A 14,937-nucleotide genomic window follows, 5' to 3' on the forward strand; every position below is an offset into this window, starting at 1 on the left:
ACAGTCAGGCAAGCGCCGAGACCGTTTCGAGGAAGCGCTGCCCGATTGCGGAAAGCTGCGGTTTCAACCAGGACGCCGCCATCGGCAACGATGGCGGCGTCGGCGTGACTGGCCGGAAAACGACGCCGGGACGCGGCAGGCGGGACAGGCCGCCCGTGACGAACCCCATTCCGACCCCCGCCGCCACCAGGCCTGCAAGTGTGGTCATGGGCGTAACCTCCTGCACGATGCGCGGGCTGATGCCCTGGTCCCGGAAGAGAGCGATGACCCTGTCGTAGATGCTCGGTCCGATGGAGCGGGGTGCGAGGAGGAAGGGTTCGTCGGCGAGCTCGGAGAGCCGGATCTCGGTTTTCATCGCGAGCGGATGGCTTTCCGGCAATGCCAGGACGAGAGGCTCGGCCGGCAGATCATGGGTCGCCAGTTCAGGATTGGCGAGCGGTGGATGCAGGACCGCCAGATCGATCGTTCCCGTCATCAGTGCGGTTTCGAGCGACGGGGAATTGAGCTCGACAAGCTCTATCTCGACCTGCGGATAACGCTTCCGGAACGCCTGCACCGCTTCCGGCAGAATGCCGTAGAAGGCGATGACCGTGAAACCCAGCCGCAGCCGACCGACTTCGCCGCGAAACGCCCGTAACGCCTGCTGCCGGGCGACTTCGGCATTTTCGATCGCCCGCCGGGCGGGTTCGAGGAACGCCTGGCCAGCCGGCGTCAGTGCGACGCTGCGGCGATCGCGCGCGAAGAGGTCCGTGCCGATCTCCAGTTCGAGGGCGCGGATGCGCTGGCTGAGCGAGGGTTGGGTGAGGTGCATCCTCTCGGCCGCCCGGCGGAAATGCAATTCTTCGGCGACCGCCACGAAGCAGGCCATGGAGCGTATATCCATCGACATTCCTGATGTATTTTGCCTATCACAGATGATGGAATTCCGATTGGAACTCTATCAGAGTGGACCCTATCCTCCCTTCAGGCAATAGGCGGCAGATGACGCCGCTTCTCGGAAGGAGAATGGATCATGAAGGCATTGGCTTTTCTCGCGGGCACGGCCCTTTCGTTGGCGACCGTGGCGCACGGTACTGCTGCCGCACAATCGGCGGATATCCTCGGCGCGATATCGGCCGGCCGCGTCGCCGTCATCTCCGACGGCGACTATCTGGCGCGCACCTATGCCGATTTCGTATTGGCTCCGAAGGAGGCCGGGCACAGGGACGTGCTCACCATTCTTTCGATCGCCAATGGCCGCGTGACGAGCGGCTCGCTTCCCATCTCGAACTCGGTGACGGCTGCGCCCGAAATCCTGGAACTGACGCCGGACGGGCGCACGGCATTCGTGACCGAACGATTGGGCGAGCGGCCGGATGGCGGCGGAACGGTCAGGGACCTGCCGCCCGGCAGACGACTGTTTGCCGTCGATCTCTCCGACCCATCGATGCCGACGCTTGCCGATACGGTGGAGATCGGCATCAATCCGGAGGCATTAGCCGTCAGCCCGGACGGGCAGCGGGTGGCGGTCGTTTCCAATACCGCCGATGCGGCCCTGCTTCAGATCGTCGAATTTGCCGATGGCCGATTCGGCGAAGTCGCCCGCTTCGACCTGGCTGAACTCGGCATTTCCGGATCGCTGAACGCTCCGCGAGGCGGCGTGACGGCGACCAATGTTCAGTGGCATCCGTCCGGGCGGTTCCTGGCGGCCAATATCAACACGCAGAACCGTGTCGCGTTCTTCGAATTTTCCGATAGCGATCAGGAGCCTGCCTTGCAGGCCTGGGGCAACAGCGTGGAGGTGGGCAGGGATCCCTTTGTCGGCCGCTTCACGCCGGATGGCCGCCACTATCTGACATCGAACTGGGGGCGCGATTTCACGGCGACCAGCCTCGATGGCCGTATCCCCAATGCGTCCTCCACCATGACCGTGGTTCGGCTGGCGGATCCCGAGGCGTCCGAAGCCCGGCACGAGCGGTTGATGACGGTCGATACCGGCGTTTCGGCCGAAGGAATGGCGGTGAGCCCGGATGGCCGGCTTGTCGCGACGATCAACATGCGCGGCACATCCTTTCCGCCCGGGTCTGCGCGTCATGGCCGCGAGGCGGCCGTATCGCTTCTGACGTTCGATCCGGGCGCGGGCAGGCTGCGCAAGGTTGGCGACTACACGTTCGAGGGCGTTTTACCCGAAGGCGGAACCTTCGACCTGACGGGTGATCACTTTCTCGCAACCGTTTTCGAGGGCGCAGGCCCCGAGACCGGGGCGGGGCTTGAAGTCTTCAAGGTGATCAGGGGCGATGCACCGTCGCTGCGACGGATCGGGCGGGTGCCCTTGCCGCACGGAGTGCATCATGTCGATATTTCGCGATAATCCAGGCGGCAGCAGCGGTCGCCGGCGCGGATATCACCCGCCGGTGACGCTCATGTGGCGGGCGACGGCGGGGCGTTTGTGGGTGCGATCGATGATGAAATCGTGGCCCTTGGGTTTGCGGGTGATCGCTTCGTCGATAGCGGCCGACAGGTAGCCGTCGTTTTCGGAGGCGCGTAGCGCCGTGCGCAGGTCGGCCGCGTCGTTCTGGCCGAGGCACATGTAGAGCGTCCCGGTGCAGGTGAGACGCACCCGGTTGCAGCTCTCGCAGAAATTATGGGTCATCGGTGTGATGAAGCCCAAGCGGCCGCCGGTTTCCTTCACTTCCACATAGCGGGCGGGGCCGCCGGTCTTGTAGGGGATCTCGGTCAGCGTGAACTGCTCTTCGAGATCGGCGCGCAGCTTGGAGAGCGGCAGATACTGGTCGGTACGGTCCTCATCGATCTCACCCATCGGCATGGTCTCGATCACCGTCATGTCCATGCCGCGGCCATGCGCGAAACGCAGCATGTCGGCGATCTCGAACTCGTTGAATTCCTTCAGCGCCACGGCATTCAGCTTGATCTTCAGCCCGGCCTTCTGGGCGGCGTCGATGCCTTCCATCACCTTGTGGTAATCCCCCCAGCGGGTGATCGCCTTGAATTTTTCGGGGTTCAGCGTGTCGAGCGAGACATTGATGCGGCGGACGCCGCTGTCATAGAGCTCGTCGGCATATTTTGCGAGCTGCGACCCGTTGGTCGTCAGCGTCAGTTCGTCGAGAGCGCCGGCCTTGACGTGCTGGCCGAGCTCGCGCACCAGAAACATGATGTTCTTGCGCACCAGCGGCTCGCCGCCGGTCAGGCGGATCTTGCGAACGCCCTTGGAAATGAAGGCGGAACAGAGCCGGTTGAGCTCTTCCAGCGTCAGCAGGTCCTTTTTCGGCAGGAAGGTCATGTTTTCCGCCATGCAATAGGTGCAGCGGAAATCGCAGCGGTCGGTGACCGAGACACGTAGATAGGTGACCGCACGGCCGAACGGATCGATCATCGGCGCCTGGTCGGCGATGATCGGCGCTGCTCCTCCGACCGGTCCTGCGAAACTGTTCACGTGATAATCTCCCTTACCCGGAAAGTGGGGGTTTCGAGCCGTCGCGTCAAGTGTATGACATCGATCCAGATAGTACAGCGACGGAAGCAAAACCGCTTGCGGCGAAACGCCGTAGCTCATAATCCTCCGCCAGGCATATGACAATCGGGAGCCTGAAAAGCATGAGCGACATCTGGCCGACGGAACTTAGGGTCTCCAAGGACCGCCACACGCTGAACGTTACCTTCAGCGACGGCGCGGCGTTTCCATTGCCGGCCGAAACGATGCGCGTGCTGTCACCTTCGGCGGAAGTGCAGGGGCATGGTCCCGGCCAGAAGGTCACCGTGCCCGGCAAGCGCAATGTCGGCATTGCGGCGATCACGCCGGCCGGCAACTACGCGGTGCGAATCCGCTTCGACGACGGCCACGACAGCGGCATCTTCACCTGGCCTTACCTACGCGAACTCGGCGAGCGCGGAGCCGAGCTGTTTGCCGACTATGAGCGCGATCTCACTGAGAAGGGCCTCTCCCGCGATCCACCGCAGAGAACGCGGTAGGCGTCAAGCGGTGGTCAGGCCGGCTCGCGGCTGTCCTCCCGGATCTCCGACTGCAGGGTGACGATCAGCCGCTCCATGGACTCCGCCATCGCCATGCATTGATCCAGCGGCTCGGAGGAGAGCGTCCGCTCGATCAGCGCCGTCTGGATCGCCATCGCCTTTTCCGTCACCGAGCGGCCTTCCCGGGTCAGGTAGAGGCGCAGCACGCGCTTGTCCTTCGTATCGCCGCGCCGCTCGATCAGCCCGCGCTTTTCCATCAGCGGCAGCGCCATGCTCATGTTGGAACGCCCCACCAGCAGTTTGTGGGCAAGCTCCTGCTGGGAGATCCCCTCGAAACGGTAGAGATTGATCAGGATGTCGAGATGCGGCGGCTTGATGTCGAGTTCGGTGAGCTCGCGGGTCAGCACGGTTTGCATCAACTGGCAGGCGCGGGCGACGGCAATCCAACTGCGAAAACGCGGATGATCCCAAGGGAGGGATTGATTTTTGTTCATCATTGTACTTTATTGTTCAGCATTGAACATTATTGGGTTTTCTCACTATGCCATCCTTTGCACTCAAGGTCATCCGTTTCGGATTTGCCGCCATGGGGCGGCCTTTCCCCAGTACAGCAGCCGGGCTCGCCTTTCGGCTCTTCTGCCTGACGCCCTCGCGCTGTCCCAAGGGCGGCAAGGCGAGGGCGATGGAGAATGAGGGGCGGGAGCGGCTCTCGGCCGCCCAGAAGATCCCGCTCACCGTCGGACGCTCGACGGTGATGGCCTATCGCTTCAACGGCGACGGCAAGCCCGGCCGGCCCCGTTACCTGGTCGTGCACGGCTGGGGCTCCAGTGCCGCCTATATCGCCGCGCTGCCGGCGGGCTTGGCCGAAACCGGCGCCGAGGTCGTGGTGCTCGATTTTCCCGGCCATGGGCTTTCCAGCGGCCGCAGCCTCAACATGCGCCAGGCGGTAGAAGCGATCGTTGCGGCGGAGAACCGGTTCGGTCATTTCGATGCGGCGGTCGGTCATTCGTTCGGCGGTGCGAGCATGATGCTCGCCGCCGGCGGGGTGATGAGGCAAGTCGGCTCGATCTCTCCCTCGAAATTGGTGGTTATCGGCGCGCCGAGCCATATCCATTGGCTGTTCGACGATTTTTCGCGGATGGTCGGCCTGCCGCTGCGCGTCAAGGCGCTGCTGATCCGGCGGGCGGAGAAGGTGGCCGGCGCCTCGCTCGACGACTTCGACACGGTGGCGAGCGCCGCGCGGCTCGGAACGCCCCTGCTCGTTGTCCATGCGCAGGAAGACAAGGAGGTCGCCGCCGACCACGCCCGCCGTTTCGAGGGGCTTGCCACGGCACGGCTCGAATGGGCGAACGGGCTCGGGCATCGCCGCATCGTCAGCGACCGCGGCGTGATCGAGACCATTGCCGCCTTCCTGACGAGCGATGGCCGGCCGCTGCGCGAAACCTCCATCGTCGCAAAGCCCGGCAACGACGCCGCTGCTTGATCCACAGGGGACGTCATCATAGTGTCGCCCGCGCGGGCTAAGGCCCGCCGATACCAGAGGGGCGAGCCATGACCATCATCACATCCGTCGAGGAACTGAAGGCGATCTATGACGGCGTCTCGGAAGCCTCGCTCGCCAAGGTGACGACGACGCTGACCGCGGAATACCGGCAGATGATCGAGGCCTCGCCTTTCCTCGCATTCGCGACCGTGGGACCGGAAGGGCTCGACTGCTCGCCGCGCGGCGATCTTGGCGGGGCGGTGCGTATCCAGGACGATTCGACGCTGCTTCTGCCCGACTGGCGCGGCAACAACCGTATCGATTCGCTGATCAATATCGTGCGCGACCCGCGCGTGGCTTTGATGTTTCTGATACCCGGCTCGAACACGACGATGCGCATCAACGGCCGCGCCGTGATCTCGGTGGAGCCCGCGCTGCTCGAAAGCTTCGAGATGGACGGCCGGAATCCGCGCAGCGTCACGGTGATCACCGTGAACGAGGTCTATTTCCAGTGCGCCCGCGCCCTGATACGCGCCGAACTCTGGAACCCGGAGCATTTCGTCGATCCGAAGAACCTGCCGACGCCCGGAACGCTGCTGAAGGCGGCCAAGGCCGACTTCGACAAGGAGACCTACGACCGGGAATGGCCGGAGCGCGCCGCCAAGACCATGTGGTAGACGCCGCACCGGCGTTTTCTTCGTGAAGAAGACATGCCCAGTCGCCGTCCTCATGGACATTTCCAGCGCCCAAGGCGACAATCGAATCGACCCGCCATAGGGGACGGGCACGGGGGATTTTATGAAGTTTGGAACCGGCTTTGCGGCGGTGATCCTGGCTGCGACGATGTTCGGCGCTCAAGCGGCGCGGGCCGACCAGTTGATCGAGGAATATACGGCCTTCATCGGCGAGGACGACCTGTACAATTCCAACAATGTGCGCCTGCAGGAGCCCTGGCAGATTGTCCGCCAGGATCGCGCAAATTTTCATCGCTTCGGCGTCTCGCAGCGCGGCGACCAGAGCGACAGCTTCTTCGACGATGCCGGCAATCGGGAACTCGTCGAGCGCATGATCAGCCGAGGCACCATCGATCGGGCTGCCCGCAACGCCGTCGTTCGCGGGAATGTCATGATCAACGTGCAGATCTTTCGAGGGCCCCGGGGCGATTACGTCAATGTCCTGGTCTACTGACAGCCCGTTCCTCCGAGCCGCAGCCGTGATGCTGTCGGTTCTCGTCTGCGGCCCGGGCGAGGCGCGCGAATTGCGCCTGGAGGAGAAGATCGCGGCCCTGGTGAAGGCCTATCCCGACATGATCGTGGCCAGCCGCGACGGCAGGCTGATCATGAAGGAGGGGGCGCCGGTTCCGATCGACGACGGGATCAGGCGCAACCATGCGCAAATGCTGGCCGAGGGCGACGTCGAGGACAGCCTGTCTCAGGCATATCGGCCCGGCTCGTGCGAATACCGCCCGCCGGTCGATTCCGATCCGGGCCGCATCCGCAGCGACGAATTGATGAAGCGCCTTTATGGCGCGAGCGCCAATGCCGTGCAGTCGAGCCTCGTGCCGGTCGCATGGTTCGGCGAGACGTTGCGCGTCACCACCCGTAACGGGGTCGACAAGGCGCTTGCCGCCGTCCGGGATGAGCTTGCCGCCGACCCGGGCTTGAAAGCCTACCTGACGCCGTCGGCCGGCGTCTTCAACTGGCGCAAGGTTGCGGGACAGGCCAATCTCTCCGTCCACAGTTTTGGCGCGGCGATCGATCTCAACACGAAATACGCCGATTACTGGCTTTGGTCGGGAGGCAAGCCCGGCAACGTGCCGAACTACAAAAACCGCTTTCCGATGAAGATCGTCGCGGCGTTCGAGCGCCATGGCTTTATCTGGGGCGGTCGCTGGTATCACTACGACACCATGCATTTCGAATACCGCCCGGAACTGCTGGCCATCGCCGGCGCCGCAGGCGTCTCGGCCTGCGACTGAGGGAAATCTACTTCCTGTAGATCAGCCAGCTCTTGCCGACATAGTCCTTCTTCATGCTGTCATCAAAGATGACCGAGCGGTTGCGGCCGGAGTTCTTGGCGTTGTAGAGGGCCGTATCGGCATTGGCGTAGAGTTCTCCAGGATCGCTCGCCTGCGAGGCCATCGCAAAGCCGAGCGAAATGGTGACCGGGCCGTAGTCGATGCCGGAGCGCGAATTGCGGAAGATGCGGGTTTCCAGCGCGCGCCGTACCCGCTCGCAGATGATCACCACCTCTTCCGGCGTGTTGCCTTCGACGATGATCGCGAATTCCTCGCCGCCGGAGCGGGCGACGAAGACATCCTTGCGGACGTTCGAGCGGATCACGGAAGCAACCGTCGCGAGGATCTTGTCGCCGACCGGATGGCCGTAGCTGTCGTTGATCTTCTTGAAGTTGTCGATATCGGCCAGCACCAGTGCGGTGACCGGCAGCAGGGCAGTATTGTCGTAGGTCGCCGCAAGGCGCTCGTCGAAAGCCCGGCGGTTGGCGATCCGGGTCAGCGAATCGGTGTTGGCGATACGCTTGTATTCGTCGAGTTCGCGGCGGACCTGGTCCATTTCCTGTGAGCGCTGGACGACGCCGCCGACGGTCTTTTCGCCATGCGCCATGGTGCTGCCCGTCGCCTCGCTCAAGAGCGCCAGCGCGCTGGTCAGCAGGTCGTTGGAAAAACTGCTCTTGGAGTTGATCCGCTGAGCGGTTTCTCCAAGCAGCTTGCCGTAGCTCTCGAGCGAGTTCTGTTCCTGGCGCAGCAGCTTCAGGAGCGCGTCGAGTTCGCCAAGAATCCTGGTATGGGCGTCTTCGATGACCGCCACCTGGCCGGTACCAAGATAGCGATGCGAAAGCGCGTCCAGCTCCTCCTGCGTGGCGCGGCTTCCGAGCCCCGCTAGATCACGGGTCAGGTCAGGATTGGAGCCGATATAGGCCTCGTAAAAAAGCTGATAATTGCGAGGGATCGGGGCGACGCCCATCGATCGCACCGCGTAGATGATCTGGCCGATCAGATCGCTAGATTGCGCTCTCGGCGCCGTTGCCGTCGTCATCGACGATCCCCACTAGATCCCACCTGTATGCTATAAACTGAAGTAGTATGTGAAAAATGTTCGAAAAGAATTAAGGGGTGCGAGCTGAAGAGCTTATTCTTAAATTTATTTCTCATTTCTGAAATACCCGATTTTCCCTCAAAACTAATGGGTTTACAGACTTCGAGCCCGAAAAGATATTCACCTGTAGAATGTTGATATATTGTCGGAATTAACCAATGTAGGCTGACCGAAAGAGAAAGCCCGCTAATCGGGAGGCGGGCTTGCTGGTTATATTGTAAATCAGGTCCCCTTATTTGGGACCGATCATGTTTTCAGGGCGGACATACTGGTCGAACTCCTCGTTCGTCAGGTATCCGCCGCCGACCGCTTCTTCACGAAGTGTTGTGCCGTTCTTATGGGCGGTCTTGGCGATCTTAGCGCAGATGTCGTAGCCGAGCCTGGTGTTAAGGGCGGTGACCAGCATCAGCGAGTTTTCCACGCCGCGTCTGATATTGTCTTCCCGGGCTTCGATGCCGACCACGCAATTGTCGGTGAAGGAGACCGCGGCGTCGCCGAGCAGCTGCACCGACTGCAGGAAATTGTAGGCCATCATCGGATTGTAGACGTTGAGCTCGAAATGGCCCTGGCTGCCGGCGAAGGTGAGAGCCGCATGGTTTCCGAAGATGTGCGCGCAGACCTGGGTGAGCGCTTCCGACTGGGTCGGGTTGACCTTGCCCGGCATGATCGACGAACCCGGCTCGTTTTCCGGCAGCGACAGTTCGCCAAGGCCGGCACGCGGGCCGGAGCCCAGGAAACGGATGTCGTTGGCGATCTTGAAGAGAGCGGCGGCGGCGGCGTTGATCGCGCCGTGCGCAAAAACCATCGAGTCGTGCGAGGCGAGCGCTTCGAACTTGTTGGGGGCCGTGACGAAGGGCAGGCCGGTGATCTTCGAGATTTCCTCGGCGACCTTTTCGGCAAAGCCGACCGGGGCGTTGAGGCCGGTGCCGACCGCCGTGCCGCCCTGGGCGAGCTTGGAAAGTGCCGGCAGCGTCAGCTCGATATTGGCGATCGCCGAGCCGACCTGCGCCGCATAACCGGAGAATTCCTGGCCGAGCGTCAGCGGAGTGGCATCCTGCGTGTGGGTGCGGCCGATCTTGATGATGTGGGAGAAGGCCTTGACCTTCACTTCCAGCGCTTCGTGCAGCTGCTTCAGCGACGGGATTAGGTGGCGCACGATGGTTTCGACGCAGGCGATGTGCATGGCCGTCGGATAGGTATCGTTCGACGACTGGCTCATGTTGACGTGGTCGTTCGGATGCACGGGCTTCTTGGAGCCCATCACGCCGCCGAGCATTTCGATCGCGCGGTTGGAGATCACTTCGTTGGCGTTCATGTTCGACTGGGTGCCGGAGCCCGTCTGCCAGACGACCAGCGGAAAATGGTCGTCGAGCTTGCCGTCGATGACTTCCTGGGCCGCTTCGACGATGACCTTGCCGATCGAAGCGTCGAGGCCGCCCAGTTCCATATTGGCGCGGGCGGCGGCCTGCTTGACGATGCCGAGCGCACGCACGACCGCGAGCGGTTGTTTTTCCCAGCCGATCTTGAAGTTGCCGAGCGAGCGCTGCGCCTGGGCCCCCCAATAACGGTCGCTCGCCACGTCGATCGGGCCAAACGTATCGGTTTCGGTGCGGGTCGATGCCATCTTCGCTGCCTCTTTTTGCTCGTGGTCGCTGCCGGTGTCTTGAAAGATCAACAACGCGTTACCGCGTCGGAGCCGGCCGGCGGCATTACTATACGATTGGTGAACGTCCGCAAGCCGGCCGAACAGGCTTTTTGGCAGGCTTTCGTCGTGCCTTTTATGACACGGACAGCGGAATTATACAGCGGAATCCGCCCTCTGGCCGGGTGCTTGTCGATGGTCGTCAGTAAAAATTTAACGAATAGTTTCTTAACCTTCCGGCTGCGCACCGATGCTGTTTCCGGCGGAGCCGAAACCCGCCGGCCGCTCGGGCGTTTCTTTCCATCCCTCACGCGATCGGTTAGATGGCGTGATATATATTCGAGCCCGCGGATCAAGACGCGGATGCAGGTGACGGGGACGACATTGCAGTACAAACACAAAAGAACTTCGATCGCATTGGCGCTCGTCTCCGGCATCTCGATGTTTACCGGTGCGGCCGTTCCCGCACATGCCGTAACACTTCTCGATCTCTTGCGCGGCGGTCCCGGCGCGGAACGGGCAGGGCGGCACGATAACGGCCTGCCGGGCGTCGGCGGCAATTCCGGCATGCCGACCGAGCGCAGCCTCGCCGATCCCGAGCCGCTGCCGAAAGTCTCCGGTCCTCGATATTACACCTACAAGCCGGATGCCGAGCGGGCCGTGAAGACGACCGCCTTCGCTGCAGCGTCCGCGACGGACGGCACGCGCCTCATCGCCGAGGCCAAGGTTTCGGCGCCGGCGGAAATCGCGACCGCGCTCGAAGCCTTCTACAGCAAGGCTGCGGAGCCTCTCTGGGTCACCGCCGGTGACGTCAACGAGAAGGCGAGGGGCGTGCTGTCGCTCTTCGAGCGGGCCGGCGAATACGGGCTCGAACCCGCCGACTACATCCTGCCGGTCCCGGCACTGACCACGGCAAGCGTTGCTGCGCCGACGGATGCGGCGGCCCCGATCAATGTCTCCGCAACGACATCTGCACCGGCTTCCGCCGCCGACAGCCACGATCGCGCGCTGATGCAGTTCGAACTGGCGCTGTCGGAAAAGGTGCTGACCTTCGCGCAGGACATGATGCGTGGCCGTATCGACCCGAACAAGGTGTCCGGCTACCACGACTTCAAGCGCAAGGACGTCAAGCTCCCGCTCGTCCTGCCTTTCGCGCAGACCGGCACCGATGTCGCGGCCTACCTCGAAGGCCTCGCGCCGCAGAGCCCTCAATTCCAGGCGCTGAAGGCCGAGCTTGCAACGCTGCGCGCCGCAGCGGCCAATGACGGTCCGCAGATCTCGCTGCCGAGCGACATTCTCCTGAAGCCGGGCAAGAGCAGCGCGGATATGGCGAGCATCATCGCCGCCATCCAGCACACCGGCTCGGAAGCGCTGAGGACCAAGCATGCGGCGACGCTGACGGCCTATCAGCAGACCCCGGACTACACGCCGGAACTCGTCGACGTCGTGAAGTCCTTCCAGGCGGAAGTCGGTCTCAAGGCCGATGGCGTCATCGGCAATGCGACGGTGCGCAAGATGGTCGGCCATACGTCGAAGGACAAGATCGAGAAGGTCGAAGTCGCCATGGAACAGGCGCGCTGGCTGCCGGACGATCTCGGCCAGCGTTACGTCTTCATCAACCAGCCGGCCTTCACGGTCTATTACCATGACCGTGGTGCCGAACAGTTTTCGATGCGCGTCGTGGTCGGCAGCAAGTCCAACCAGACCTATTTCTTCCAGGACGAAATCGAAACCGTCGAGTTCAACCCCTATTGGGGCGTGCCGCAGTCGATCATCATCAACGAGATGCTGCCGCACCTGCGCCAGGATCCGAGCTACCTCGACCGAATGGGTTATGAGGTGTCGGTCGGCGGCAGGGCGGTCTCGTCGAGCAGCATCAACTGGTTCGGCTCCACCGAGAAGATCTCCGTGCGTCAGCCACCGTCGGGTGACAACGCGCTCGGCGACCTGAAGATCCTGTTCCCGAACAGCCACGCGATCTACATGCATGACACGCCCTCGAAGAGCTTCTTCCAGCGCGACATGCGGGCGCTGAGCCACGGCTGCGTGCGTCTTGCCGAACCGCGCAAGATGGCGGCCGCCGTACTCGGCACCACGATCGACGACGTGAACGGACGGATCGCCGCCGGCGAGAACGTCTCGGCCAAGGTGCCGGTCAGGATACCGGTCTACGTCGCCTACTTCACCGCCTGGCCGAACAAGGACGGCAAGGTCGAGTATTTCGACGACGTCTACGGCCGCGACAATGCGACGGTGAAGGCTTTCGTGGCAACCACCAAGGTCCGGGCGGCGCAGAGCTGAGCTTTGAGTTGAGGATGAGTTTCGGATTGCAGAAGAAGGCGGCCTCCGGGCCGCTTTTTATTTGGCAGCCGCCAGCTTCTTCACGTCGGCGGAAATCAGCGTTTCCACCATCCCCACGGTCAGCTCGTCATAATCGTTGATCACCCGATCCGGGTTGAGCGTATCGACTGCGACGTCGGAATAACCGAAGGTCACGGCGACGGAGGCAATGCCGGCATTCTGTGCGGCAAGGATATCGTTGACGCTGTCGCCGATCATGACGCTCGTCGCCGGATTTCCGCCGGCCCGTTCGATCGTACCGAAAATGTGCCGGGCATCCGGCTTGCGGACGGCGAAGGTATCGCCGCAGGTCATCGCGACGAAGCGATCCAGGAGGCCGAGCTTTTCGAGAAGCGGGAAGGCGAGCCGCTCGGACTTGTTGGTGCAGACCGCGAGCCGCATCCCGGCTGCTGACAGGCGGTCGAGACATGCGACGACGCCGTCATAGGGGCGGCTCCTGCCTGGCATCTGCGCCTCGTAGTGCTCCATATAGCGATCGAACAGCCTGGCCGCCGTCGGCTCGTCGAGCGGAACCCTGCGAAGTTCGAAGGCGCGGCGGATCATCACGCGCACGCCCTGGCCGACGAGATGGGTGAGGTCCTCGAACGTCACTGGCTGGAGACCGATGTCCTCGATCGTATAGTTGAGGCTGTCGATAAGATCCGGTGCGGTGTCGATCAGCGTGCCGTCGAGGTCGAAAATGACGAGTGGAGCGGTCAATGGAACCTCGTGAGCGTCGTTCGGGAGATGCCCCGGATTAAGCAATGCTGCCGTGAAAAGCAAATATGCGAGATTCGCCCATCTTCGTAAAACCCATGGCTTCGTAAAACCCGCCGCGAGGGGACTTTCGTTTGTGGGGAGAGGCGTGTAAACAGCGGGTCGGCGAAAACAGCGGGGAGCTTTTGGCGGATGGACGCCCGGGAAATGAAAGTCAAGGCGGCGCAAGCGGCACTGGCCTATGTCGAGGACGGCATGCGGCTGGGTATCGGCACCGGTTCGACGGCGGACGAATTCGTCAGGCTACTTGCCGAAAAGGTCCACGGCGGTTTCAAAGTCGAAGGCGTGCCGACATCCGAGCGCACCGCGAGGCTCTGCGTAGAACTCGGCATTCCGCTGAAATCGCTCGAAGAGCTTCCGGAACTCGATCTGACGATTGACGGTGCCGATGAAGTCGATGCCAACCTGACCCTGATCAAGGGTGGCGGCGGTGCATTGCTGCGCGAAAAGATCGTCGCCGCGGCTTCTGCCCGCATGATCGTGATTGCCGACGAAAGCAAGCTGGTCGATATGCTCGGAGCCTATCCGCTGCCGATCGAGATCAATCCTTTCGGCCAGACAGCGACGCAGATTGCCATCGAAAAGGCCGCTTCCCGGTTAGGATTGACCGGTGAATTGAAGCTGCGCAAATCGGGGGCTGAAGTCTTCACGACAGATGGCGGCCACTACATTTTCGACGCATCTTTTGGCCGCATTCCTGATGCAGACGCACTGTCGGCGGAGCTTAATTTCATTCCCGGTGTCGTGGAACACGGGCTGTTCATTCATATGGCGTCCTTAGCGATCATTGCCGGTGAGGCTGGAGCGCGGACGCTCGAGGCGAAGTAAACTAGGAGCAACCAACTCATGATCAGATTCGCGCTTTTCGGCCGTGCCGCCGCTGTGGCCATCCTCTTCTCCGGCGCCTTCACGGTATCGGCTCGCGCGCAGGAAGTTTCGGAAGCCCAGCTTGCCGCTGCGCGCGATGCGATCGCGTCTCTCAACGTCACGGATCGTTACGACAATATCCTGCCCAACCTGGCAGAGCGTCTGAAGGCCCAGTTCATCCAGGCCTCCCCAAACTTCCAGGGCCAGATCTCCAACGTCGTCGACGAGCAGGCGCTCGTGCTGGCACCGCGCCGTGCCGATCTCGAAAAGGAAGCGGCGACCATTTATGCCAAGAGCTTCTCGGTCGATGAACTGAAGTCGATTTCCACCTTCTTCAACACCGAGACCGGCAAGAAGCTGCTGACCAACCAGCCGCTCGTCAGCCGTGAATTGACCAAGGCCGCTGAAATCTGGGCAAACGGGATTTCCCGCGACCTGACCAACCACAGCTCGGAAAAGCTGCGCGGCATCATCGACGCAAATCCGATCCAGGCGCCGGTCGTCGATCCGGCTCCGGCGGAAGCACAGGCCGCTGCACCCGCGCCGGCAAAGCCCGCCACTCCGCCAGCCCCTGCCAAGCCCGCTGCTGCTGCGCCTGCGGCCAAGCCCGCTGCTCCGGCAGCTACCGCTCCGGCAAAGCCCGCCGCCCCGGCTGCAAAGCCGGCTCCGGCGCCCGCGCCGAAGCCCTGATAACATCGTCGGCCCGTCGAATTTTAAGGAAGCCCGGAGCAATCCGGGCTTTT

15 protein-coding genes are annotated in these 14,937 nt (G+C 62.5%); 9 read left to right on the top strand and 6 right to left on the bottom strand.

The window, feature by feature from the left end; all coding sequences use genetic code 11:
- Positions 1–4: 4 nt before the first annotated feature.
- Positions 5–883 (bottom strand): LysR family transcriptional regulator, encoded by an 879-nt coding sequence (locus C5J22_RS25500; RefSeq protein WP_105440584.1) that lies wholly within the window; start codon positions 881–883, stop codon positions 5–7.
- A gap of 129 nt (positions 884–1,012) precedes the next feature.
- On the opposite strand from C5J22_RS25500, the gene C5J22_RS25505 reads away from it, so the two are divergent.
- On the top strand, positions 1,013–2,350 hold the full coding sequence (locus tag C5J22_RS25505; RefSeq protein WP_105440517.1) for a hypothetical protein: 1,338 nt from the start codon (positions 1,013–1,015) through the stop codon (positions 2,348–2,350).
- Positions 2,351–2,383: 33 nt separating this feature from the next.
- Here the strand turns inward: C5J22_RS25505 and moaA are convergent, their stop codons facing one another.
- Complete coding sequence (gene moaA / locus C5J22_RS25510) at positions 2,384–3,373, bottom strand: GTP 3',8-cyclase MoaA (RefSeq protein ID WP_371412671.1); 990 nt, start codon at positions 3,371–3,373, stop codon at positions 2,384–2,386.
- A 221-nt stretch (positions 3,374–3,594) separates the two neighbouring features.
- On the opposite strand from moaA, the gene C5J22_RS25515 reads away from it, so the two are divergent.
- Positions 3,595–3,969: a gamma-butyrobetaine hydroxylase-like domain-containing protein gene (locus C5J22_RS25515; RefSeq protein ID WP_046637634.1), complete on the top strand. Its 375-nt coding sequence runs from the start codon at positions 3,595–3,597 to the stop codon at positions 3,967–3,969.
- 14 nt (positions 3,970–3,983) lie between these two features.
- Here C5J22_RS25515 and C5J22_RS25520 read toward each other — a convergent pair whose 3' ends face one another.
- Complete coding sequence (locus tag C5J22_RS25520) at positions 3,984–4,463, bottom strand: MarR family winged helix-turn-helix transcriptional regulator (protein ID WP_105440585.1); 480 nt, start codon at positions 4,461–4,463, stop codon at positions 3,984–3,986.
- Positions 4,464–4,510: 47 nt separating this feature from the next.
- On the opposite strand from C5J22_RS25520, the gene C5J22_RS25525 reads away from it, so the two are divergent.
- The 4 genes from C5J22_RS25525 (at position 4,511) to C5J22_RS25540 (ending at position 7,430) form a co-directional block, all read left to right on the top strand.
- Entirely contained in the window at positions 4,511–5,452 is a 942-nt protein-coding gene (locus tag C5J22_RS25525) for an alpha/beta fold hydrolase (protein WP_105440518.1), read from the top strand.
- 68 nt (positions 5,453–5,520) lie between these two features.
- A complete protein-coding gene (locus tag C5J22_RS25530) occupies positions 5,521–6,129 on the top strand; it encodes a pyridoxamine 5'-phosphate oxidase family protein (protein ID WP_105440519.1) in 609 nt (202 codons plus the stop codon).
- A gap of 121 nt (positions 6,130–6,250) precedes the next feature.
- Positions 6,251–6,640 carry a hypothetical protein gene (locus C5J22_RS25535; RefSeq protein ID WP_046637630.1) on the top strand — a complete coding sequence of 130 codons (390 nt, stop codon included), beginning with the start codon at positions 6,251–6,253 and terminating at the stop codon, positions 6,638–6,640.
- Positions 6,624–7,430 carry a M15 family metallopeptidase gene (locus C5J22_RS25540; protein ID WP_105440520.1) on the top strand — a complete coding sequence of 269 codons (807 nt, stop codon included), beginning with the start codon at positions 6,624–6,626 and terminating at the stop codon, positions 7,428–7,430. Before C5J22_RS25535 ends, C5J22_RS25540 begins: the two co-directional genes overlap by 17 nt.
- A 7-nt stretch (positions 7,431–7,437) precedes the next feature.
- Here the strand turns inward: C5J22_RS25540 and C5J22_RS25545 are convergent, their stop codons facing one another.
- Positions 7,438–8,508, bottom strand: a complete 1,071-nt coding sequence (locus tag C5J22_RS25545; protein WP_105440521.1) for a GGDEF domain-containing protein — start codon at positions 8,506–8,508, stop codon at positions 7,438–7,440.
- A 292-nt stretch (positions 8,509–8,800) separates the two neighbouring features.
- Positions 8,801–10,192, bottom strand: coding sequence for a class II fumarate hydratase (gene fumC / locus C5J22_RS25550; protein WP_046606369.1), 1,392 nt, complete (start codon positions 10,190–10,192; stop codon positions 8,801–8,803).
- 381 nt (positions 10,193–10,573) lie between these two features.
- Between fumC and C5J22_RS25555 the strand changes: the two genes are divergently transcribed.
- On the top strand, positions 10,574–12,511 hold the full coding sequence (locus C5J22_RS25555) for a L,D-transpeptidase family protein (RefSeq protein ID WP_105440522.1): 1,938 nt from the start codon (positions 10,574–10,576) through the stop codon (positions 12,509–12,511).
- A 57-nt stretch (positions 12,512–12,568) separates the two neighbouring features.
- On the opposite strand, the gene C5J22_RS25560 is transcribed toward C5J22_RS25555, so the two are convergent.
- Positions 12,569–13,270 carry an HAD family hydrolase gene (locus C5J22_RS25560; protein WP_245440541.1) on the bottom strand — a complete coding sequence of 234 codons (702 nt, stop codon included), beginning with the start codon at positions 13,268–13,270 and terminating at the stop codon, positions 12,569–12,571.
- A 189-nt stretch (positions 13,271–13,459) separates the two neighbouring features.
- Between C5J22_RS25560 and rpiA the strand changes: the two genes are divergently transcribed.
- Positions 13,460–14,155 carry a ribose-5-phosphate isomerase RpiA gene (gene rpiA, locus C5J22_RS25565; protein WP_105401328.1) on the top strand — a complete coding sequence of 232 codons (696 nt, stop codon included), beginning with the start codon at positions 13,460–13,462 and terminating at the stop codon, positions 14,153–14,155.
- 18 nt (positions 14,156–14,173) lie between these two features.
- Entirely contained in the window at positions 14,174–14,884 is a 711-nt protein-coding gene (locus tag C5J22_RS25570) for a DUF2059 domain-containing protein (RefSeq protein ID WP_105440523.1), read from the top strand.
- The last annotated feature ends 53 nt before the right edge of the window (positions 14,885–14,937 follow it).

Origin of the sequence: Neorhizobium sp. T25_13 (assembly GCF_002968675.1) — a bacterium.
In the GTDB taxonomy this organism is placed as follows: Bacteria; Pseudomonadota; Alphaproteobacteria; order Rhizobiales; family Rhizobiaceae; genus Neorhizobium; species Neorhizobium tomejilense.